At 49.4% G+C, this 23,846-nt stretch carries 18 protein-coding genes; all 18 read right to left on the minus strand.

All coding sequences use genetic code 11. From position 1 onward, the window contains the following. Window positions 1–114: 114 nt before the first annotated feature. From VPR01S_RS11805 to VPR01S_RS11890, 18 genes are read right to left on the minus strand one after another with little or no spacing between them, the layout of a single operon-like run. The gene (locus VPR01S_RS11805; RefSeq protein ID WP_040902631.1) at window positions 115–915 is read right to left on the minus strand and encodes a protein kinase domain-containing protein; all 801 of its coding nucleotides are present in this window, start codon (window positions 913–915) and stop codon (window positions 115–117) included. Next, on the minus strand, window positions 912–4,304 hold the full coding sequence (tssM, locus tag VPR01S_RS11810; RefSeq protein WP_021705563.1) for a type VI secretion system membrane subunit TssM: 3,393 nt from the start codon (window positions 4,302–4,304) through the stop codon (window positions 912–914). Before tssM ends, VPR01S_RS11805 begins: the two co-directional genes overlap by 4 nt. Then, entirely contained in the window at window positions 4,304–5,500 is a 1,197-nt protein-coding gene (icmH, locus tag VPR01S_RS11815; protein ID WP_021705564.1) for a type IVB secretion system protein IcmH/DotU, read from the minus strand. The genes tssM and icmH overlap by 1 nt, the downstream gene beginning before the upstream one ends. Before the next feature lie 4 nt (window positions 5,501–5,504). Then, window positions 5,505–6,836, minus strand: coding sequence for a type VI secretion system baseplate subunit TssK (gene tssK / locus VPR01S_RS11820; RefSeq protein WP_021705565.1), 1,332 nt, complete (start codon window positions 6,834–6,836; stop codon window positions 5,505–5,507). A gap of 23 nt (window positions 6,837–6,859) precedes the next feature. Continuing rightward, window positions 6,860–7,345: a type VI secretion system lipoprotein TssJ gene (tssJ, locus tag VPR01S_RS11825; protein WP_021705566.1), complete on the minus strand. Its 486-nt coding sequence runs from the start codon at window positions 7,343–7,345 to the stop codon at window positions 6,860–6,862. Next, the gene (locus tag VPR01S_RS11830) at window positions 7,345–8,280 is read right to left on the minus strand and encodes an FHA domain-containing protein (RefSeq protein WP_021705567.1); all 936 of its coding nucleotides are present in this window, start codon (window positions 8,278–8,280) and stop codon (window positions 7,345–7,347) included. Before VPR01S_RS11830 ends, tssJ begins: the two co-directional genes overlap by 1 nt. Before the next feature lie 3 nt (window positions 8,281–8,283). Next, entirely contained in the window at window positions 8,284–8,985 is a 702-nt protein-coding gene (locus VPR01S_RS11835) for a type 2 periplasmic-binding domain-containing protein (protein WP_040902633.1), read from the minus strand. A 23-nt stretch (window positions 8,986–9,008) separates the two neighbouring features. Further along, a complete protein-coding gene (locus VPR01S_RS11840) occupies window positions 9,009–9,998 on the minus strand; it encodes an ABC transporter substrate-binding protein (RefSeq protein WP_021705569.1) in 990 nt (329 codons plus the stop codon). After that, window positions 9,995–12,544 (minus strand): MFS transporter, encoded by a 2,550-nt coding sequence (locus VPR01S_RS11845; protein WP_021705570.1) that lies wholly within the window; start codon window positions 12,542–12,544, stop codon window positions 9,995–9,997. Before VPR01S_RS11845 ends, VPR01S_RS11840 begins: the two co-directional genes overlap by 4 nt. Window positions 12,545–12,552: 8 nt before the next feature. Then, on the minus strand, window positions 12,553–15,159 hold the full coding sequence (tssH, locus tag VPR01S_RS11850) for a type VI secretion system ATPase TssH (RefSeq protein ID WP_021705571.1): 2,607 nt from the start codon (window positions 15,157–15,159) through the stop codon (window positions 12,553–12,555). Between the two features lie 36 nt (window positions 15,160–15,195). Then, on the minus strand, window positions 15,196–16,131 hold the full coding sequence (locus VPR01S_RS11855; RefSeq protein WP_021705572.1) for a type VI secretion system baseplate subunit TssG: 936 nt from the start codon (window positions 16,129–16,131) through the stop codon (window positions 15,196–15,198). After that, window positions 16,122–17,873 (minus strand): type VI secretion system baseplate subunit TssF, encoded by a 1,752-nt coding sequence (gene tssF / locus VPR01S_RS11860; RefSeq protein ID WP_021705573.1) that lies wholly within the window; start codon window positions 17,871–17,873, stop codon window positions 16,122–16,124. The genes VPR01S_RS11855 and tssF overlap by 10 nt, the downstream gene beginning before the upstream one ends. Next, window positions 17,866–18,288 carry a type VI secretion system baseplate subunit TssE gene (gene tssE, locus VPR01S_RS11865; protein ID WP_021705574.1) on the minus strand — a complete coding sequence of 141 codons (423 nt, stop codon included), beginning with the start codon at window positions 18,286–18,288 and terminating at the stop codon, window positions 17,866–17,868. The genes tssF and tssE overlap by 8 nt, the downstream gene beginning before the upstream one ends. Continuing rightward, a complete protein-coding gene (locus VPR01S_RS11870) occupies window positions 18,285–19,688 on the minus strand; it encodes a type VI secretion system contractile sheath domain-containing protein (protein ID WP_040902634.1) in 1,404 nt (467 codons plus the stop codon). Before VPR01S_RS11870 ends, tssE begins: the two co-directional genes overlap by 4 nt. A 32-nt stretch (window positions 19,689–19,720) precedes the next feature. Further along, the gene (tssC, locus tag VPR01S_RS11875) at window positions 19,721–21,199 is read right to left on the minus strand and encodes a type VI secretion system contractile sheath large subunit (RefSeq protein WP_021705576.1); all 1,479 of its coding nucleotides are present in this window, start codon (window positions 21,197–21,199) and stop codon (window positions 19,721–19,723) included. Beyond that, entirely contained in the window at window positions 21,196–21,702 is a 507-nt protein-coding gene (gene tssB, locus VPR01S_RS11880; RefSeq protein WP_021705577.1) for a type VI secretion system contractile sheath small subunit, read from the minus strand. The genes tssC and tssB overlap by 4 nt, the downstream gene beginning before the upstream one ends. A 19-nt stretch (window positions 21,703–21,721) precedes the next feature. Beyond that, window positions 21,722–22,243, minus strand: a complete 522-nt coding sequence (locus tag VPR01S_RS11885; protein WP_021705578.1) for an Hcp family type VI secretion system effector — start codon at window positions 22,241–22,243, stop codon at window positions 21,722–21,724. 28 nt (window positions 22,244–22,271) lie between these two features. Then, window positions 22,272–23,630: a type VI secretion system protein TssA gene (locus VPR01S_RS11890; RefSeq protein WP_021705579.1), complete on the minus strand. Its 1,359-nt coding sequence runs from the start codon at window positions 23,628–23,630 to the stop codon at window positions 22,272–22,274. Window positions 23,631–23,846: the final 216 nt, after the last annotated feature.

The raw sequence follows: 23,846 nt of genomic DNA on the forward strand, positions 1-23,846 counted from the left end.
GATGTTTATAGTTATCTATTTCTCTTAGAGCGCAGGAGTGTGTGCAAAAAGATAGATTAAGGTTACGAACGTGTTAACACTTTGTCTCTAAAGCGAAGATAAAAAGAATATTGGTCATATTGATGCATTTTGTTCATTCTGTTCACGGCGGGTTGTTCGACCATGTTCAGCTTCCTGCTGGATATTTCTCAACTGGTTGACCAAGAGTTGATGGTAGCGGCTTGGGAGAAGAGGGGGATCTGGTTTCCATCCCTCAGCCGCCGCTTGATAAATCGTGCGGCCGCGGAAGGGATGCTGATGCATCAAGGTGGCAAAGGTCAATGCGAGTGCGACCCAGTCACTTGTCGGTGTCAGTGGCATGCCTCTGAGTTGCTCGGCGCTGGCATAAAGCGGCGTTAGTTCGCGCACAGAATTCATGGATATTGGGTGAGATACCTCAATGACACAACCGAAATCGATGAGGCTGGCACGCTGGGTATGAGGATCGAAGAGAAGGTTAGCGGGTTTGATGTCGGCATGGATAAATCCAGACAGATGTAGTTGATGCAAGATGGATTCGAAAGCCCCGAGCATACTCAGCCAGTCGTCAGAACGGTTGGGTTGATACCGGTTGAGCGTCACACCGGGCAAACGTGTACACAAAAGGTAGTCCATTTCTCGAAAACGAGCGTACTCGAGATACTCTGGCCAGTGGTTTGCTGCGTGATTTTTTAGAAACCTCGCCTCATTCATCAGCGCCTGACGTTGATGCGTAAAGCGGGCCGTTTTGAGTATCGCGTTGCCCCCGCTACTCCTGCGGACATGGGCGACGTGTGGGTTAATTGGTTTAATCAGAGTACAGCCGAGGTGGCGCAACAGAGGCCGAATCTCTTCATTTGTTATCCACGCTGCAGCGCAGGGTTTCGCTGTCGTCATAAACTACCGGGCAACGAAAATGCGGAGAAAAAGCCGGGGACAAACGGGTTGTTTTGACCTTGCGTTTTGATGGTCAGTTTCACGCTGCTGTCGCCGTAATCGAACTCAATTTGTGTGTTTTGCGCGCTGGTGTTGGTGACTCTGGGCTCAATCAGCCGGAACCAGTTCCAGTTGCCAGCGTAATTCGCTTTCGCTACGTACGCACTCTGAGCTTTGAGTGCGACGTCCAGTTTATCTTCTGTCTGGGCATCGCCCAGCCAATTGTACTGAGTCCACAATGCTGGGCCATGACGGTAGGTGAACAGCGGTTTTTCTGAGGAAATAGAGAACTCGGTTAAATCGGATGACATGGCGACCGCTTTCACTTGGAATTGCACTGAAACCTTGGTGGGGTCATTGATGAACAGCGCCTGGCGAATGTCCTTAGCTTTGCTCAGCATTTGCCATACCTGAGGGTCGAGTGCCAGTCCGCTGTCGGGCAGTAAACCCGGTAAGTATGGGCTGCTATCGGGAGTCGAAGCAGTGAAGGTTTTGAGCATAGCGTTGTGATAAGTGTCCAAGGTGCCGTTGGTCATAAAAAAGGCTTTAACGTCAGCGATACTGGCATCGCGGTCGGATTGCGTATCAAAGGGATAAAATGCGGCCAGTGTCTGTTGATAAGGCTGAAACACTTGTTCGCGCCACGTCGTATTGAGGTAGTCATGGGCCAATGACATCACCATGTCATTGCTCTGTTTCGTTATCCGGCTCAACAGGCTTTGCAACAGAGTGTCTGAGCTTGGTGACGCAGAGGCTAATGTCGTGATTGGATTGTCGGCTTTCAGTGAGGCTGCAAGTGTTTGGAACGCCAGCTTTTGTGGCTCTTTACTCTGATAAAACTGTTTCAACCAGGTTTGGGCTGAGGCTAAATCGGCCATCACCATGTCGAGTGGTTTCTGGTTTTGCTCGTTGGTGGTCAGCAAATCATGGTAAGCCTGAAAACTCAAGGTGATCTGGCGAGCTGACTCTTTTTTATCCGCATCAATATTCAGCTCTGGTTGCACGTTGTCTTTGCCGTCTTTGGGGGCCGAAACACTCAGCTCGACGGAGGTGTATTTGTTGAGCAGTGTGTACAGGTTGCTGAGTGGGTTGTCTGACGCATCGGACAGTAAAGTCAGTGTGCGATTGAGCTCTTCAGCGTTGGTGATCGGCACCAGCTCTATCTGACGGGTAAAGTTGCGCCAGTAATTGATGTAATCGTTTTGATACTTGAGCTTGAGATCCCGACTGATGCGATAAAGTTCGGCGGCACTGGGCGTATTGCCTGCAACTCCTTCGTACGCCTGCAACGCATCTTTGATGATTGGTGATGTTACCGACAAGTCCAATTCATTAAATCCAGCAGGCGTATACAGGTAGGGCACCATGTAGCCTACATAGTCCGGTGCAAAGTTGAACAGGCTGGAAAAACGGCTACCTAACTCTTTACGCACGTCGATGCGTTTGTCGTGATGTGCGTTGAGAATATGTTGATACAGCAGATTTTCAATGCCGCTCTGACTGATCACTTTTTTGGCCAGTGTTTCCAGCTCGTAGTTCACTTTGACCGGCACCATCTGTTGAGCGAAGACATCATCAAGCAGGCGGTCAAGTTGGGCGATATTAATGCTGTCGGCTTCGCCCTGATCCTGCAGTGTCCGGACAAAATAGGTTTTCAGCTCTTCGATATTGGAGCGCTGCTTATCAAACAGCATCCGGTAGTTGTTCAGCAAGGCCAGTGTCTGAGATTGATCTTCCAGATTTACGTAGACAAACAAGTCTTTTTCCAGTGTGTTTTCCATGGATGGTATTAACACTTGACGTAACTCATTAAAGTAAGCCTGCTCGACGGCAGGTTTGATGGTCGCACTGGGTAAAAACGGTAAGTTGAACCATGGCTCAGGCTGTTTATACAGCGCATAAATGCTGTGCAGCGCGTAAAGGTTGGGGATATTGTCTGCCATGTTTTCAACGTTATAAGGTGAGGCTGCGATCGCTTCCTTATAGCTCTCCAACATATTGTCTGCCCGCGCTTCCCGTTGACTTTGATAATCAAAATCCAGTTTGATCACCAACAGAATAAAGCCAAATAGCGCGAGCCAAAACACGGTATACGCAGATTGGCTAAGCCAGAGCATGTTTTCTTTGCGGCGGTTGACACCCACCAGTTGCTGCTCATTTAAAATCACGTGTGACATCAGGTTTTGTGCGAACAAGCTCTGCGTGACTGGTAACTGAACTTGTCGGAGATAGGCATCGCTGCCGAGAGACTGGTTAACTGTCGCTGCAAGTAAATCTGACTGCATGCCTTCTTTGCCATGATGGGTAAAGTAGAAGCCGCGGAACTGAAGCGCGTCGGTCAGTTGCTCGCCCCGGTACAAACGTTGCAGAAACAGCCACAGCTTTTGTTTGAGCAGACCAAGTTGGAAAGGGGCGCTACCAATGGCATTTCGGTAATCCTGATTTAACTGGTTGGCCATGGCACTGCTGCTGTGCGCGATAAGCTGGCTGATCAGATGATCGAACTCGTCATTGAACCAATTGGCGTCAATACCGCCGTGTTTTCTGTATGGCATCGTGGCGCCAAAAACGTCGTCACGCCGAGCTTCTTCAAATCCGGAGAAAAACTGACAGAAATCGGCGATGCCTCCCATGGCGGTGATCAGATTATAAACCGGCAGGCTGAGACCAAATTGCTGGTTATACGCTTTGATTAGACCGGCGACTTCGTCAGCTTGTTGTTCTATTTGCTCATTGCTATTAATCAACTGAGTGACGTCCGTTGTGACCAACAGACCGTTGACAGCTTGTCGCGGCCGCCATTTCATCAGTTGTTTACAAAGTGTTCGGATATAGTCCGGGTGTTGGTCATCTGCCCGGCTGATTGAGATCAGAATCGAGTGTTCGCTCTGCCAGAAAAGAATCGGAAACTCGATATCATTACCAAAATCATCCACTTTGTAAGCGTCGTAACCCATCTGGGTAATGATTGGCTTATCAGATTCCATGTCGGCACTGAGCAACAGATAGACAGGTAAATCATATCGGCTGCTGAGACGTTTTTTGCTTCTCTGGCTTTTCAACATTCGTTGGAAATGTTCGGCAAGTCGTCGCTGACGCTGACGAATAACCGCCAGTGCTTCCTTATCCGCGTCTTCCTGACCAGACTGGCGACGCTGCAACCCCCAGTAAACGAGCCCTGCAATGAGCAACGCCAGAGTAAGGCTGACAGCCGCGGATATTCTCCAGTCTGCGTACATGCGGGTGAACCAGGTCAGAGTCAGACCGAGGATGACAACGATCAGCGCCGTCAGTATGGCGAACAGGATGTTTCGGCGTTGCTTTGAAGCGGTGGATTCCACGGATGTCATTATTGGCTTCCTTGCTTACGTGCTGTCTCACCGAGACCTTGCACAATGATGGCGTTAATGTTGTCTTTATCTTTAAACCAGGCCTGAATCGTTTGCGCTTGCTGGGATGATGTAGTGCGGATAATCACTCGGAAATACGCCTTGTATTTGTCGACAACAGGCTCGTAAGAATTGGGCGATAGAGTGCTGATAAAACGAGTTGCGTTCTTTTCAGTGCTGAAGGTGGCCAGTTGAACCAACCAGTCAGAGTGGCTGGTGGCGATTGATAAGGGAGGCGTTGTGTTGACCAACTCCACTTTACTGGCTTTGGCAGGAGGCTGCGCCAGATCACTGTCTGAACTGATGAAAACGATGTCGTTGACTTCTCCGGACAGAACATACCGCTGGCTATAGTCTGGTAGGTTCTGGAAGTCCCGGGCACGATGAGGCAAGGTCTTGTTATACCAAAAGTAGGTAAAACCGACGCTAGTGGCGATCAAGCAGACAAAGAAAATGGTGGTGACAAGGTAACGTTTTCTTCGTGTTGGTTTACGGCATTTCGGCAGATTCGTCTTGGTGTGGCAGTAGAGCGCACCAGACTGACGGTACTGACTGATGAGTTGCTCCAACTGATGAATAACGCGCTTTAACTGATCTGAACCAGCTTCACGGTACTGCCCCCTAAAGCCGATATTGAGAAACAGATAGATGACCTCCAATAAGTCGATCAGTTTGTGGGGTTGGCGCATGGCTTTTTCTGTCACGGTAAAAAACAGCTCACCGCCATTTCGCATGCCGAACAGTTCACTGAGCAGGGTTTTGTTCTCCCAACTACGTTGCTCTCCCCACTCAGTGTAAATAATGAACTCATCCAAAACGACGGCATATAAAAAGCACAACTTGTCGATCACCGCTATCGGGTAGGTGAGCTCGGCACCTTTCGCTTTTAGCTCATTAATTTGGCTTACCAATTCCTCGCGCAGTACATGGATATCATCCGGCTCGGGCATGGTGCTGACTTTCAGAGCGATAGTAAGCAGTTCAGCGCTGATATTAATGAGCTGATTTTCTGCTTTGTCAAAATGGCGCAGGAACTCAAGCTGACTGGTTGAGGTTTTGATTCTGACCATCTCTGGTCCAGCCGCCTCATTGTTGAGGTCGACGACGCTTTGTTGTTTGGTGTCCCAAACCAGAGTTTCTTCATCCAGATAATTCATTGCACTACCTCAACGCGTACAGCACCACATCCAGGTCTGGAATTCGTGCATCGACATGAAGCGCCAGCGCGTCTCGTGTCTCCAGCATGTCCAGCCAGCTTCTGTCCGTGGTGTCGATTTCAAAATACGCCGTTCCCTGCATGGGTTTTAGTTCACTCGGGGCCAAAGGCAGTGGGGTCATTTTGATTCCAGACAGGGCATTGCGCACCAGTTCAACAATACGGGTATTGCTGCTTAACTTTGCTGCAATCGGAAACAGATCATTGAGTTCACTGGTGTTAAGTGCAGATTTAACGCTGAGCACAAAACGGCGATTGGTGACGCTGGCAGGATCCCGAACCACGGTTCTCAGTAAACGACGTTTTTCGAACAGGGAATGATCCCAGTGATACTCCAGGACGGAATCTTGTTGTACCAGCGTGAGCATATTTCTTAAGCTGGAAAACAGCGGGTTAAAGTTCTCGTAGAGTGCCGCGTAGTTCAGTTCTGGACAGCTTGGTGGCACCGCTGGCGTCAATGCAAGAATTTGCGCCTCGTAGCGGCGCAACTGAGTGTAAATGTTGTGCGTCTGTACTTTGGGGTTGATGATGGTGAGATCAAACCAGGGCAGCCAGGTATTGAGTGTCTGCAACCAGAGATAATCTTGCATCAGCGACTGGGTGCTTTTTTGTCCTTGCCCGGCCTCTATGCGTTTGAGCAAAGTCTGGGCACGGTTGTAAGACAGAGCGTGGATCTCCTTGAGGCGCTCTGTCAGAAATTGTGAGGCGCCGTAATGAAGGCAAGCCGGAATAAACGCGCGATCGAGAATCACGTCGCCGTTATCACCACATTCAAGAACTTTAGCCACAGGAATCAGAGTAAAGCCAGAGCTGTCACTGCTGGCTAATCTCAGGCTGATATTGAGCTGGGCAATATCCACCTCGACGCTGGCATTGTCTGTTGTTGAGGTGTCGAAGACATTAATACCGCGAGTTTGATAGCGGCTCTGTGTTTCGGTGTCACTGCTGAAATCATTATTTCCTTGCAATGAAAGTGGCAACGCGAGATACACCACGCTCTCTACCGTACCTTCTGGAATATCGACCGTGATTTCATGGTTCAAATCGAAATGCGTACCATCGGGGAACAATCCGGCACACGAGGTGACCGAGAGTTTGCCGATCTTTAGTAAATCATGATTAATGCTGAGTGCGGTAATACCAAAGAACGGAGAGTATCCCGCCAGTGTTTCAACATTTTGACGGATGTAATTTTGTACATACCGGTCTTGTTGCTGAAAATGTTGCGGCGCGATGAACATCCCTTCCTGCCATACAACTTTTTTAAATGCGTCCACGTAATATCCCTATAGTCATCGTCTCAGAAAATCTGCCACCAACTGGATTCAGGTGTGATCACTTCGATGGTCACCGCATCATCGTTGAGAGATATTTGCAGGTACTGATCATCTTCGGTCGGCAGGGTTGAGACCGCTTTCGCTTCGCCATCCTGATAATTGGAAAACTCTGCCAGTACGGCCAAATACTGGGTGTCTTTGTTGATATCGATAGTTTGTGAGGTTTTGCTGTCTGGCATGACAACGGGCAACACCTGTTTGGAGATAAGGTTGGCGGCCAGCAACTGAACATCGTTATTGTAAAGGTCGATGAAAGCCAACTGTTTGAACATCTGCTGATCCTTGAGTTGATACAACCTGACGACCACCGGGTTGGCTTTACTGGTTGCACTGGGGTTGACGGAAGCGTCCGCCGTCACGGTCAGTGAACGTTGCGTGATAGTTGGCGTTGGATCTGACGAGCAAGCCGTAAGGATCATCAGACACATCAGAGATACCCCGAACTTCATCAGCTTTCCTCCCTCTGTTTCTGCATGTTCTCGAGAAACAACGCTTTGAACTGGCGACGAAAATCACCGTTCTCATGACGGTGAGTAAAGTGCTTACGATAGATTCGCCAATACTTTTTCTCTTTGCTGGCAAACAGGCTACCGTGGAGGTATTCACTGAATTGTGTCTCTAATTGTTCTGGGGCCAGTTCATCAAGAAATTGGTCCACAGTGGCTTCCAGCGCGGAAAACAACGCGTCGTGTTGCAACATAGGATTGTGCAGATACTGTTGGTTTTTTTCAGTAAGCGTGATCAATTTGTCAATGGCACTTTCCAGTTGAGATGTCTGTCGTGTTTCCACCGGAAGGAATTCGAGTTGATGTGCCTGATGTGAGAGGTTGTCTTGTCTATCTTCGACGTGAGGCGCCACTTGTTCTTCATCAAGATCTTCAAACGGATCTGAGGCAAAGGGGTCGTCACTCATGACATTGTGTGTAGAGAACCCAGATGCAGCCCGTTCCGCTGCTGCCGTTTCAATGTCTTCCAGAAAGTCCGTTTCATCATCCAGATTGAGGTTGAATCCCCGTTCAAGTCTAGGGCCGGTATCTTGCTGAATGCGCTCATCAATATTGTTGGAGCTGACCAGTGTGCTGATGAGCATGGTATAACCTTCTACTTTGAGAATATCGCCGTCATTGAGTGGATAGTCTTTTTCGGCCATCAGCGGTTTATCGTTGAGGATAGCGCTGTTTTTCCCACGGCTACGAATGCGATAGCCATGCTCGCTGAGATGAATGTCACCATGTACGCGAGAAATGCGCTTCCCCTGATCGGGTAAGGCAACGTCACAGTTTGTGTCTCTTCCGAATGTGCCGCCGCTTTTAGGCAGATAAATGACGCGGGAGGCGACAACTTCATCGTCGGGTATGGCGATTAAATGAATGCTTATGGTCACAGGCTATCCCTTACACTGAGTTACGGCGGAATTGAAGCTTTTTAAAAAGCCTGAGTACTGACTGAGGAAACGCTTGGAGAAATAAACTCCCATGGGTTTGGTTTCCAGTAATTGATGCGTAAAGTAGTCGACCGGAAGGGCGGCGCTGTTCAGTTCGGCTCGAAATACCAGTTCATCTTCCAGAGCGACGTCAATTTCCCTTTGTTTTAAAAGCGTTAATAAAACTTTAGCATCTCTGGGCTGCTTTACGACGTTGTAGCCGTTACGTTTGAGCCAAAACCATTTGCTTGAGCCAAACTTGGCTGAAAACTTGAGATTCACTTTAGACAATTCAGTGATCTTTGGCTCAACTCCAGGGCCAAAATACCACTGCAATGTTTGTTGGGCGACCGGCGTCGATAGGGTGGCGTATTCATCGCGTTCCTGCGTTTGGGTTGCGACGAAAAAGCCATGCTGCGCGCCGCTGTGGACACGCAATTGCGCTTCGGACCAGTCCGTCATGGTAATTTGATAGGGCTGGCTGAGTTTTCCGAGCGCGCACTTAATCTTGTTCAGTGCCAATCCTTGCATTTCTCCGTTCTGATAAACCTGGTAGGGTGGCCAGTCTTGTGTGGTCAGCATCAGTCGTGCAGGGCCTACTGCTTGTTGAGCCAACGCAGGTGCTGGGCTTAACGTTGTCAGGAGTAAGCAGGCCAACAGGTACATCAATTTGGGTGTTCTTCCAGGCGTCATTGCTCTGTCCCTATTAATTCAGAAATTTTTAATATCGAAACCGGTGGAAAATAGTTCAACTGTTTAGCCGCCCTGATATTGACAATATAGGAATACTGACTGAGTGCTTCTATCGGGATTTGTTCCGCGGTTTGCTGGCCATGCAAGATTAATTCGGCTTTATGGGCCGCAAACTGACCTACGTTGTAATAGCGGCTGACAATTCCCATTAGGGCATCGTGGTTCCGAATTGGTGATTCAGTGGCTGAGAATGTCAGCAGCCCGGCATGGTGGAGGGCATCTACAATCGGCTTACCATTTGAAATGACATACGAGTCCGGAGGCAGATACGCCAGGTCGACGTGATCGTGCTGCATGGTTTTAATGATGCTATTGAGTGAGTTCAGGTCGACCTTATTTTGCACCAACGCAAATGGATACAAGTGCACATCGAGTCCGAACTTGTGCGCCAGCAGATGAATTTTATTGGCGGTGATGACCGAATTATTTTCTTGGGGGTTGAACACCACTCCTAAGGATTTAACGTGACTCAGTCGTGATATGGCGTTGAGCTGTACCTTGTGCGGCACGATATGACTGACGCCGGTGAAAGGACGTGCTTCGTCTGGATCGGAAGAGATTAGGCCAGAGCCAAGGGGATCTGAGACCACACTGAACACCACTGGCGCCAGGTGACGACTGCGAAACTCGGTGGGTTGCAAAGAGGTGCCCAATAACTCACGGGTGACGGTGGTACCGAACGTATAAACCAGATCGGGCCTGAGTGTTTCAAGATGAGCGATATGGTGACGCAGACGCTGAATGTCTTTATCGGCATTGAGATAAGTGAATTCGACGTTGACACGTTCCGAAAGGTAGTCGACGAAGCCACGCTCAGCGTCTGTCACACCTCGCCAAAGCAGCAAAACCACTTGTTTGTGGGTTTGTGTCGCCCAGCTCGGTGTGACGACCATCAGCGTCAGAAGCAACAGGATTCGGTTTCTCATCCGGTCACCTCCAGTTTATTTTTGTCGACGCGGATAAACCATGCATACCCTAGAGCCAGCACCATGGTGCTGAGCAGTAAGGCGACGCCAAACAACATAATGGTTTGATTGTAGCTAAACAGCGTTAACAGCATTCCGGTCAGCAGTGGCCCGGATATGTTGCCCACCCGTTCGGTAAGGCGAAAAATGCCGATCACTTTGCCTCGCTCTATGCCCTGATTGCCCAGCAGTTCAATCACCAGCGGGAGTTGCGGCGAAATACTGATGCCATGGGCGATGCCGATTAGTACCACAATCAGAAGTAACCCCAGTGTGCCGGGAAGTAACTGGACATTTATCATGGCTGTTGCTGCCATCAGGCCACCCGCAACAATGAACGCGATTTTATTGTTTTGTCTGTCTATCATTGCTGCACAAAGCGGTGATATGAGGATGATGGCCAATCCATAGGTCATCATGATCCGGCCAGACACTGAACTGCTTTCCCCCAGAAACTGTAAATATATGGGGCATAGAAAGTAGAGGAATCCGGTTAGTATGATTTTGGCCGGAATCGCGCTGCATAAGGTGATCAGGGCGAAATATTTATTATTGAGCAACAAGCGAAAATCACTCAGTTTAACTGGATTGGCTTGTAGGCCGCGCTCTTGGCTGGTGAAGATAGCCCCTACCAAAATCGCACTGCACAACGCCTGAAACGCTGCGAAAAGGAACGTTTCGGGATACCCAAGCTTGTCTGCCAGAATGCCACCTATCGCGGCACCACATAATGAGCCGGAGAAAAAGGCAGAGAGAAACGTGGCCATGCCTTTGGTGCGGCTGGTGTCTGTCGTGGTGTCGGTGACATAACCTTGTGCGGAAATAAAAACGATACCGTAACCAACGGCAGTAAACGCGCGTGTCAGCAGGAGCATTTCCAGGCTATTGACGGCGGCTGTAGCGGCTAACCCGATACAGGTGACCAGACATCCCGTTACGAGTGATCGGCGGCGTCCCACTCGATCTGACCAGGCGCCGGCAAAGGGCAGAGACAACGCCCAGCAGAGCATGAAGAGTGAAATTGGCACGCTGGTTGTCAAGTGGTCGGGAATCCAGCCGGAGCTGTTGTCCAGTGTCAGCACATAATTAGGGAAAAAGGCCAGTGACGAAGCTTCAGCAAACACCAGCAAAAACAGAGGCAAACGAATAAAACGATAATCGGCGCTGCGGATAAGTTGGCGATCTTGCGCTGGGTTTATCTCTAGGACGGTTTTGTTAAGTTGGTCTATCAGTAAACGCAGTTCGTCACGAGTGGTTCTGCGCGCCAGACAGAGAGCACCACGTTGCCGGGTTGTCGCGAATACCTGCTTAATTTGTTGCCACGGTGAGAGAATCATAAAGTGGCACAGAAAGAGAATAATTTCACTGACGAAAAGACACGAGGTGATCAGGACCGTTAACATGTCCATCACGCTCTCTTCGATCAATTTGCCAATGATGTTGTTGTCGGTGGTCAGCGTTAGCGCAATTTGAGAGTCCGGTTTTAGAGTGATCAGGCTGGTATTGAGCTGCTGGCTACCGGTCAGTTGCTCTGCCGAGGTATACACCGGCTGATTTTTCGCGTTGAGGCTGATGGAAACTAACTCTTCGTGACGCTGAATATAAAATGCAAACTCTTCTTCCAAACCATTTAACTGGTTGAGTGGGATACCGCTTTGCAATAAACGATCAATCATGGAGCGCAGCGCGTCACCAATTAATTGTGATTTTTGAATCAGGGTGGGTTCATAAATATCGGAGAATACGTGCAAGGAGTGATAGGAAGCACCAAGGTTCGCCACTATGGTGAGCAGAATTGCAAGTAGAATCAATAACAAGGGGTAATTTCGAGAGCGCAGGCGCCGCCACCAGGAGGAGTGGTGTGACGAGCCCATTCTCTGCTGTGCGAGAGCGAGTCTTTGGCGTGCATCGTGTTGTGACGTACTGGCCAGAATCGTCGTGGTATCGCTGATCTTAAGCAGTACATTATGCAGCACGACTTTGAGAGCAAGGTAGCCCACAATAACGCATGAACTCAGCCAGAATATGGCCGCAAGAATCTGGCTCTTGAGCAACTCTTTTTGCAACAGATTCAAATGCGTGACGGAATAGCGCAATTGCAGAATACCTTCTTCCATTCCGAAGGTATTGCTCAACGGCACGCGAATCTGGCGCTCCAGCCCCTTTGAATGGTGGCCAGTTGAGAAAATGGTGTGACCTGCCGTATTTGTCACGCTCAGCTCGGTAATGCCTTCCACCAGTTCGGCGCGTCGCTCCAGCAATGCCTGAACATTCGTGATGGCTGCCAGCGGTAAACCCAGACTCAGTGCCTGTTGAATGTCGTTTTTGGTCTCTTCTACCACTATCTGATATAAGGAATCGCTGGTTTCAGTCAGGCGCTTTTCAAAGTTCAGGTAATTCAGGACTGTGTTGAGTGATAACGAAAACAACAGCACAGCAATGATCGCCAGAACCAGTTTGGTTCTGAGCGACCAGGTGACTTTGGTTGGCTGAAGCCTAGTTTCCATATGCAGGCTCAACTGATCAGCAACTCAAAACCTTGAGCCGAGTTGTCGGCCCGGACCACCACGTGAGAGATCGGTTTGCGCTCACTCAAACAGGCGATGCACTCTTCCGCCAGTCTGGGCATCAGTGAGCGATTAATGATCTGCTCAACGGCACGCCCGCCTGTCGTTGGGTCGGTATTCCGGCTGACAACCTGATCGACAAATCCCTGATCCCAGGTAAAGCTCGCTTGATATTGCTCGGCCAGTTTCCTTTTGATTCGATTGAGCGCAATTTCGGTGATTTGACTTAATTCTGCGTCATTAAGTGGGTAGTAGGGCACAATTGTCGTTCGCCCGAGGAAAGCCGGTTTGAAGTAACGCTGCAAATCCGGACGGATGGCATCAAGAAGTTGGCTGCTATCCAATCGTTCAGTGTTCTCACTGCATACGTCGCATATGGCCTGATCGGCAGCGTTGGAGGTCATGATGATGATGGTATTTTTGAAATCAACGGTACGGCCTTCGCTGTCTTTGATGTGGCCTTTATCGAATATCTGATAAAAAAGGTCATGCACACCCGGATGGGCTTTCTCCATCTCATCGAGCAAGAGCACTGAGTAGGGGTTACGTCGAATGGCTTCGGTCAGCACACCTCCTTCACCGAACCCAACGTAACCAGCAGGAGAACCGAGCAACATGGAAATTTTGTGCTCCTCTTTGAACTCGGTCATGTTGATGACGGTCAGATCATTGCTCCCTCCATAAAGCTGCTCTGCCAGCGCCATCGCGGTTTCTGTTTTCCCGACACCGCTCGGTCCACACATCAGAAATACGCCAATGGGTTTGCGGCTGTCGGTTAAACCGGCTCTGGAAATGCGAATCGCTTTAGCCAATTCCTGTTTGGCGACGTCTTGTCCGATGACGCGTTTGTCCAGTTCATTTTCGAGATTGAGCAGCTTGGCAATTTCGTTACTCATCATGTTACCGACAGGGATACCGGTCCAGTTGGCAATGACCTGTGCAATGGTATTGGCATCGACCATGGCGTTAACCAAAGGTGTCTCGCCCTGGAGTTCGGCAAGCTCATCAAGCAACGCGTTCATTTGTTGTTGGCGAGGCTCTGCGTGTTCGCTCTGCTCATCAGCATTGAAGATGCTCTCCTGAAGCTGCTTGATTTTGTCGACGAGCTGAATTTCCTGTTGCCATTGATCCTGATAATCAGCCAACTGACTTTGATGTTGTAGGATGCTTTCGTCGAGCAACTGAATCGCGTCGTCACGCTGACCAAACAGAGCCTGTTCTTTTTCCAGTGCAGCTCTCTCATTTTGTTCATAACGCAGTTTTTGTTCCAAAGACTCAATAACCTCAGGTTTTGCGCCCTGAGTCAGTGCGATACGGGCACTGGAGGTATCAAGTAAACTGATGGCTTTATCCGGTAGCTGCCGACTGGGCAGATATCGAATAGAAAGGTGTACCGCAGCCTCGATGGCTGCGTCGGTAATGAAGACGCCGTGATGTTGTTGTAGGGATTGCGCAATCCCTCGCAACATTTGCATCGCGTCATCAGCGTTGGGTTCGTCAATCGAAACCGTCTGGAATCGACGAGTCAGAGCCGGATCTTTTTCAAAATACTTTTTGTACTCTGCCCACGTGGTAGCCGCAATGGTTTTGAATTCACCTCTTGCCAGCGCCGGTTTGAGCAGATTCGCCGCGTCGTTTTGTCCGGCGGCACCGCCAGCACCGATCAAGGTATGGGCTTCATCAATAAACACGATGATGGGCTGTTCGGCGTTTTTGACCTCGTTAATGACATCTTTCAATCGGTTTTCAAATTCACCTTTAACACTTGCTCCAGCCTGAAGCAGTCCCAGATCGAGAGAGTGAATTTGGACGCCTTGCAGCGCGCCAGGGACTTCATCAGCGGCGATACGCAGCGCTAACCCCTCAACGACGGCCGTTTTACCAACGCCGGGCTCTCCGACCAGAATTGGGTTGTTCTGGCGTTTTCGACACAAAATATCGATGGCTTTACGCACTTCCGCATTGCGTCCCGAGATAGGATCTATGTGGCCGTCGAGTGCTTGCTGAGTAAGGTTGATGGTGTATTTGCTCAGCGCATCGGCTCCTTCTTGCGTCGATGCCTTTACTTCGCCTGGCACGGAAACTGAGTGTCCGACTTTTGCCTGGCGAATTTGCCCTTGTAACGCTTCGAGAGAGAGTGGCTTCAAGCATGTGAAAGAGTGCGTCGTCATGCCAAGAACACTCTGTTGGAGTAACGCCTGAATCAAGTGAAGGCTGATCACCTGATTGTGTCCGTAGTTCACCGAAGCAAGCATCCAGGCATCTTTGATCAGCTCCGTTAAAGGTTGACTGAGTGTGGGTTGGCCTTCGCTACCTTTGGGTAAGCGACTGAGCTTGTCACTCAGTTCATTCACCCACTCGTCCTGAGACAGGTTCTGTTTGCTAAGCAGGTCCAAGAGATGCGCATCCTGTTGAGACAACAACTGCAACAACCAATGTTCCACTTCAATGGCGGCCACTCCCTGATTCATCGCAGCTCCAGCCGAGACTTCCAGTGCCTGTTTTAATTCCGTAGAAAGCTTGCTGACCAGATTGGTTAAAGTTACTTGAGCCATACTGAATTCCTTGTATCTCAATCACGTGTTGGTTATCTACCTGAGCAGAATTTTGACCAACTCATTGGGTTTGTATTGAGGAGCGAGACAATCGACTTCGCCCAATCGGAGCGCCGAGGCAGACTTTGCCGAAATGCTGGGCTGCTGAAGATACGAACGTCTGACGTTGAGGTACACCGAAATTACGGTGTTGTCGCGTAGGTAGTGTTTACTGAGCGAAACCATTTCGTCCGCCAATCGAGTGTCAGACTGTATGCGGAGAAACTCTGCACGATTCGACGGCTCAAGCGTCAGCGTAAGACGGTTGAAATGAACTAACCCTGTATTACCCAGCAGAAAACCCTGACCAACACGGCTGTTGTAGTCTTCTTGGCAACCCAACCGGGTCAAGGAGTCTGTGGGGAGCTGGCGCCGTTCGGCCTGGCTGCACTGAACCGTTATTTTGTAGGGAAAGTAGTCATTTAATATCTGACTCAGAGCCACTGGATTACGACTTCTCTGTCCCAGCAACAAACTGTACTGAAAGTAAGGTTTGTGCTGATACTCCAGTGTCGCCAGATGTTTAAGCAACTGAGTCTTTGCTGGTTGCTGCTCACGTTCCAGTAATAGCCACGCTTGGCTTTCAAGGCGGTAGCTGATTTCAAAGTGGCGTTGATTGAACACATCCAAGAAGTCTTTCAAGGCATGATCATCCCGGTGCAGAGCGGTCAGCATTTCTTCATAAATGTAATCGGGTATCACACCTTTAACGCCGGACAAGGCTTGTTTGGCAAGTCTCAGTTTGGCGCCGCCATTGGCAGAGGAAAAGTAACTGACCTCTGACGACGTTCCGCTTGGCATGGCCTCTGCTTTCAAGGTGAGATTCAAACGCTTTCCGCCTTGTGCGGACAGTTGTTCGAGCAGCCGCATGGCTTGAACGAAGTCATATCGCTGTGGGTTTTTGGCCAGATCGTGCAGACGTGTCAGAGACATAACTGGCTCCCATGAACTTTGGGGTAAGTTTTAACAACGCCGTCATGCCCATAAAGGCGGATTTTGAGTTGAATATAACGATCGAAGCTGCAGAACTGTTGGAAAAAGTGATTCAAGACATCGCAGAATGCATGAAAAGGCTTGTCTGTATCCAGTGTGATTTCAATTTCGGTGCCTGGAGCAAAGACATTGCTCCCCATGGTTCTGATTGCTGAAACCTGAGTATGAAAGACAACGTGTCGGATAGTCTGTATTTCGCTGGCACTGACTTGAGGCCGGCTGCAAAGCGTCAGCATTTGCTTGAGATCATCGGCGGGCCTGGTTGATTGTAGCAATGATGAGAAGTTGCCGTTGAGCAGCCCAATAAACTGCCAGTGACTGTTTGGATCCCTTTCGCGAGCTAGAGGCGCCGAAGGCGGGTATATGGGGGCAAATTCGACTTGCAAATCAATGCTCTCCATGCACTCCAGGCTAGAGTGGATACTGCACGCATATTTACCGTTGGTACACAGCAGGTGTGTACCGTAGGTCTTATTAAATTCGCCGTTGTGCGGTTCAGGCAAAGAAATGGCTAAATGGAAATCACCGTTGATATCACGTTTACTTTGCCAGCTGTCGGTATGGTTCAGCTGGCCATACTTACTGCGAAAAAGTGGCACCAAAGGACGTTCGCCAGATGGAGTGATTTCAAATACGTCGAGTACGTCAACAACCTGAATTCCGCTTTGCTGATGGGCGTCAGCATTGACGGGAATGGTCAGCTTTCTATGATCATAAATCGCCGGTTCGCCCATTTGATAAAACAAATTGGCAGCCGGGATGACATTCAGTTTGAAAACGCCCGGCTCAAATAAACGGACGAACTCAGACGGGAGCGAATGGAGGAATAGGTTGATCTTGATGTCAGAGCTAGCCAATTGCGTGGCATACAAACCAAACTGTTTTAGGCGGAAAAACTGACGCTTTTCCTTAAAAAAGAAAAATTCACTCATTAACTGGTAACCAGAGAACTGATTGCCATGTTGGGGAAGAAAAGAAAAAGTAGGATCGCTTATCCGGTTTACCAGATTGTCTCGGTCCACAGCGATATGCGTTTCGCACTGCGAGTCAGACACCGATATCGCAGCCACGTCACTCAACAAAATGTCGACCAGGGAATCCGCACTACTTTCAAAGCCTTGCACAAAAAAATCCAGGTCTTTGAGATCCAGATGACGAAAGTGTACATCGGGATCTCCTGTACTCAGAGTTAATTGTATGACGGCGGTAGTCTGTGCTGCATGATTCGGACGATTGAAGCCAAACGGTGCGCTCAAAGCTTGAACATCGGTCAACTGATACGGTTCAATCGTGATTGGCGCTACTGTCGTAAACTGGCACTCTTTTCCGTTGGCGCTGCCCGAAAACCGACTGTTCTCAGGTAAAGTTACTGACTCCTGAGGAATGTCTGACGTTGTGGGTTGCAGATAGGCAATACTTGGCACCAGTTGGGTATAGGAAGGATAAAGAACCCCCAGTAAACCTTCGACCACATCGGGCAATTGCTCGCTCAGTTGTTTCTCTATGGTGGCATTTAACAGGGCGACACCGTCAAGCAGGCGGGCGATGCTAGGGTCTTCTATTTTTCCCTGATTCAGATTGAGGCTGCGGGCATGCTCGGGATACTCGCTACTGAACAGACCCAGTGAGCGGCGCACGAACGCCAGCTCTTGTTCGTAATATCTCAACAGAGGATCAGTCATAATTTTCTTCCTCCAGTGATGAGGTCAGGTCACACAGTGCAATTTTCGAATCGAACACCAGTTCTTGCTCGCCATACTCCTTGCCAAGCCTGGCGATGATGGTGAAGGTCAGGGCATTTTCTCCTGCTTTTCTGCCAGTCATCTCCACAGAAACTTTGTGAAGCCTTGGTTCGAAATTCCGTATCCAGGTTTCAAGGCGCAGTGCCAGTTGGGCATGATCCAGGCTGGCACTGAGTAGTTGGACGTCTTCAATACCAAACCTGAGGTTGGAGCGATTGATCTCTGTGAGTCGGTCATCAAAGTCGACCAGCGCTGCTTCAGACTCAAGCAGCTTGGTCAGATGGTAGCGGACGTCATCAATAATTTGGCCGGTTTGACTTGGCTCTTCACTGCCAAAGGCGTTCCAGAAGCTCATCGGCTTACCTCCTCTAGCTCCGTGGTCAGCACCACCTCACCGCTAAAGTGATCAAATTGATATTGCGGCACCATACGTAGAGTGCAGTGAAACGTTCCGGTTTGAGAGGCGGATGTGCCGACAGAAACTTTGGCAAAACTGAGTGGATATCGTGCCAGCGTATCTTCGTTGGCGTATGACACATTGCTGGTGTACTTCTCAATCCACAGCGAGAGAAACTGCTCGCATTCGGCCGCAGTGTTAAAGCTGCCAATCATTTCCCGTACCTGAACTTTTAAGTAGTGGGCGATTCGACAGGACATCAAGGTGGTTTGAATTTGCGTCAATACCCGTTCATTGTCGTTTTCACCCGCCTGCCAGACAGAGTTGTTACCGCTAAAGTAATACTTGTCGGTCATTGGGCTGCGGGTTAGGGGGATAAATCCACTTGACGCATAAAACGTTGCTAACTTGCCGAACAGGTGAATGTCGGGTTGGGGAATTTGAAGATACTGCGCGCTGTCATCCCCTTGGGAGATATTGACCACAGCACCTTGTAGTTTGTCATTCCAGCGGGATTTGAGAAATCCAAACCAGTTGACCCGGTGGTGTTCGCGCATGATCACAGAGATGAAGGCAAAGGCGCTATTGCCCCAGACGCCGTCGGAGTTCTCGTTGTACACGAAGCCAACCTGAGCGTTCAGATACGGGGGACGCAACTGGATATTTGGCATAACCAGCCCCAGAAAACGTGCACTGGGTTTGTTTCGCAGCGACTGCCATGCGGTGTAATCCGGTCCGTTCAGGATTTTGTCGATCCGGTTGATGTCAGAAAGCCAGTCTGCCCCGTTGTTTGCAAAGAAGCGGGAGTCGGGCGACAGGATCATTGGACAAAGTGTTGATTCCCCCAGTTTGCTGAGCAACTCTAATGTAAACAGATCGTCGTAATCCGTTAGCATGCTGATGTCGAGTGACACTGAATGCGCAAACACCACACAGCCAAATGGATGTCCACCTAAGGTGTTCAGCTCTTTGTTGCCGATCTTGTTATACAGTTCGCTGCTGCGAATACTGTACGCCTGATTAAGATCCGCGGAAACGTCCTGCCAACCCATGTCGAGCAGCTTGAGTCGGGTTCGCTGATGATTGATCGACAGGACCGCCAACTGATTGAGGTGTCGCCAGTTTTTGTAGAGCGCGGAGAAAGCAGGGTGATGAAGAATCCTATCCATTTGCGTGGACAATTGCTGATCGAGAGACACGATCAAAGTCTGAATCGCGCACTTCAACTCTGATGGTGAGTGAAGTATCTGTACATCGATTTCATACAACAAAGAGAGTGCATCTTGCAAAAATGCACTCTTTTTGCTGTCTAGCTGATTAAAACGGGTTTGCCATTCGGAATTTAACGTCATCGTCAATCGTGGCCGGATTGCTCCGGCCACGCCATTAGTTAACCGGGAATTTTCGCGACCATACGCACGGAAGTGGTCAGTTCTTCCAACTGTAGCCATGGACGCAAATGTGCAACCGCAGAGTAGGAACCCGGACGGCCCGGCTGTTCCACGACTTCAATGCGAGATTCGGCCAAAGGTGTCTTAGCCCGCTGCTCGTTGCCAATGGCACCTGCGTTGGTGTATTGATCGATCCAAAGTTGCAGATCCCGCTGGATATCAGGTGCTTCCAGGTTAGACCCCAGCTTGTCGCGTCCCATCACTTTGAGGTAGTGTGCGATACGACTACTGGCCATGATGTAGGGCAGTCGAGCGGAAATCGCCGCATTTGCCGTTGCATCCGGGTCAGTGTAAGTTTTGGGTTTTTGTGTCGTCTGGCCACCAATAAAGACCCCGTAATTGGAATTCTTATAGTGGACCAGAGGCAAAAAGCCCAAGTCACTCAGCTCTTTCTCGCGTTCGTCGGTGAGATTGACCTCTATCGGACATTGCTGGATCAGATCACCGGCTTCTGTTTTGAACGTTAGGTTAGGTAAACTTTCCACTTTACCGCCATTGTCCAAACCTCGGATAGAAGTGCACCAGCCAGACATGGTATAAGCCTGAGTCATTTTAAGACCGAGCTCATACGCAGCATTAGACCACACCAGTTGCTGGTTGCTGCTTGGCTTCGGATTACCATCCATGTCTGTGCCCAGCTCTTCATAGTTGAATAGCTTAGTATCCAGCCCTTTTGAGCCGTAAGGCAGTCGGGCCAGCGTACGAGGCATGGTGAGAGTGACGTACCGGGCATCATCACTTTCACGGAACGAATTCCATGCAGCGTAGGCTGGAGAATCAAAGCCTGCCGCAACGGGTTTACCTTCGTCAAAGGTGGTGAAGTCATTGAACTCAAACATTTGTGCGTTGGCTGCAGCGATGAATGGCGAGTGACAAGCGGCGGCCACTTCGCCCATATAGCGCAGCAGCGCGACGTCTTCATCTTTGGCGCTGAACTCGTAGTCACCGATGAACACACCATAAGGTTCACCGCCAGCTGTGCCGTACTCTCCTTGATAAACGGCATTGAAGAGCGGGCTGCGATCAATAGCAGGAGCATCTTCAAATTGTTCAAGCAATTCTTGTTGAGAGAAGTCGACCATTTTGATCTTTAAATCCCGGCCTAATTCGCTCTCTTTAACCAGCTTTTGTAACCCTCGCCAAGAGCCTTCCAGCTTCTGGAACTCGTCTTGCTGCATGACTTCGGACAACTGTTTTGACAATTGTTTGTCGATTTCACCAATGGCGTTTTCGATGGTTTTGGTCAGGTTTTTATCCCAGGTGACGGTTCCGGAAAGGGCTTGTTCTGCCAGAACAGAGAACAGCTCTTTGGTCGTGTCTGCCGGCGTTTGAGTGGTGGCGGCAATCGCACGGTCAAGAAAGCTCACTTCGCCTTCGGTGGTTCCTGCCTGAGCCTGGTTTTCGGTTTCTGTACTCATGATTCAGCTCCTTCCTGACTGATCCCCAGTTCTGAAGACAGAGCATTGATGGTATCTGCGCTTTGCAACACTTCTTTCAGCAGCTTTTCCAGATCTCTCGAACGATCGGCTTTAGAAAGAAGCACTTTGAGCTGATTACGGGTTTCGACCAGTTTTTTCAGTGGCTCAACCTGTTCAACAATCGCTTCTGGTTCAAAATCTTTCATTGAGGAGAAGGTCAGGTTTGCCTCAAACTGACTGTCATCGTCAGCCAGGACGTTATCGACTTTCAGGTTGAGTTTGGGGCCGACGCGTTTCATGACGGTATCGAAGTTGTCTTTGTCTACGCTGTAAAACGTGCGCTCTTCGATCGCTTCTTTGTCTTCGCGATGGCCGGAGTAATCGCCAATGACGCCGACCACAAAAGGCAATTCTTTTGTTTCTACGGCACCGTTTGTTTCCACGTCATATGTAATGCTGACGCGGTTTTTACTGACGCGTTTGTGTTGGGAATTCAATGGCACGGGAACTCTCCTTTATACATTAGGATGCGGTCGAGGTGACTTTCGCGGTGGTTGCATCAAAGCCGACTTCCGGGCCTTTCTCGATTTTTCCACCTTCAGCTTCGATGTAGTACGCCTTCGAGATCTTGGTATAGGTCAGGCTGAAGGCTTCATTTGGCAAAGCACCATCGCTGCCGGTCATGTTGTAACTCGCCATTCGCGCAGCGGTCAGTGTCAGAATCAGGTATGGATCCGCGCCTGAGCCTTCACGATTAGGTTTTGTCATGACGATTTCGACCGTTTTCCCTTCCGCACCAGGCGCATACAGAAATGTTGTCAGGTAAGGGGAAGCACCATCACAAGCACGGCTGATGTTGATTTCTCCTAATGCAACCATGCCTTGGTCGGCGTTGTTGGCATTCCCAACATCAATTCCCACACCGCGAACGGCGCCCCAGCTCACGTTGCCGATTGCAAAGAAACCATCTTTACCACCAATTTTTTCAACGGTCGCTGCGCCTTTGGGTGTCGTGCCATCAATACGCATAAAAATAGAAGCCATTCTGTTCTCCTTTGCTTAGTAGCATGATTTACCACTCAAAATCCGTAATACCACGGTCGGAATGAGTGTTAGTTGCTTCAGTTTGGGTTTGTTTTTCGCTTGATGATTGAATGTCGGTATCCGGGCCATTGACTGACGTCGTAACTGCATCAACATTCGTTTGAACTTGTTGAGTCGGCGCGTTGGTTACAGAGACGCGCGTCGTATCGATGGATACCTGATCAAGATTATCCATCCCGGAGAGTTGGTTAAGTTGGTTCATCGCGTCGGGATAGTTACGCAACATTTCCTGCATCAATTCAGGCAGATTCATCTGACCCCAACGGATAGCTCGCTCCAACAAGAAGGATATCGGACTGTGAGGCTCGAACTCTCGAAAGTATTCCGCAACCTTTCTCAGCTCTACGAATGCGGATTCCCGCTGTGTAATGGGAGACTGATTGAAAGTGGGGGGCGTCGGCGCTGGTGTTGTTTGCGATGTGATTGACTGACTGTTTTCTGTATTTGGTGTATCAGTGCGCGCGTTGGAAGGGCGTTGCGCAGTCTGAATCTCGGTCGTTGGACTCTGAATCAAACCATATTCCTGATCGAGTGGCCAGGGAGAGAACTTATCTCCCGCAAGATACTGAATGGCTTTGAGCAGCTCTTCAATATTGTGCTTGATAAAGCGAAAGCTCGGGCTTGCCAGATTGGCGTCCTGACACTTTTGCTGAAGCAGAAGGTCTGTACGGGTCAGTGTGTGATAGCTTTCTGCCAGCGCCATTACCGTATCAATCACGTCGGGGTTAAACAGGCGATGTGCTCGCGTTTTTAACTCCGCAAGAGAACCGTGTTTTTCAGCGGTCAGGTAATCCGCCAAAGTGATTGAGTCGATTAAGGGCACCATCTGCAGAGGCATGTAAAGTGCTGTTGTTTCATTCGACTCGCCAAGCAGTTGCTGTAAAGGACGGAGACGAAACTCTACGTGCTCGGTTTGTTGCTCACCGGCGTTCTCTGAAGAGAGTTTGTCCTCAGGCAGCATGGGATTTAAATGGTCCCAAAAACGCTCGACGTATTCGGGCAGCAAGGTTAAAGACGCTGAAAGGTTGAGTAGGGGCTGTGAGGTAAATAGCTGAGAAGAGATTAGCCAGCCAGTCAGCTCTAGGTCTTTAGTTTGAGTCTGAAGTGTGTCGCTGGTCATTTCCCGCAGCGTTTTCCAGGCGTCTTGGTTGGCGTTTTGTAATGCTGGATCTACCGACGCCTCGGGTGTTTCGATCAGCTGACGAAAAGTTGACTGTGCTGAATTAAACGCATTTCTCAAACCACGATACACGCTGCGGTCAAGTTTCAAGTATGCGCCAGCGGGCCGATCTTGGGAGATCGGCGACAGTAGACCCTCTACATCCATAATTTGCAATCCGTTGCTTATTGTAATTATTTTTAATATTGAGATTTAAAACATCTCTTATTACAAACATTTATTTAATTAATGTTTGTTAACAAATTGCAGTCTAGAAGTTATTTGCAGAAAGTCTCAAAGAATTTCATCCTTTAGTTTAATTTTTGACCTGCATCTATAAAATTGGACCGATGACTTGGATTGTCATAAATCTCTGATACCTCG

Source organism: Vibrio proteolyticus NBRC 13287 (assembly GCF_000467125.1).
GTDB classification, from domain to species: Bacteria; Pseudomonadota; Gammaproteobacteria; order Enterobacterales; family Vibrionaceae; genus Vibrio; species Vibrio proteolyticus.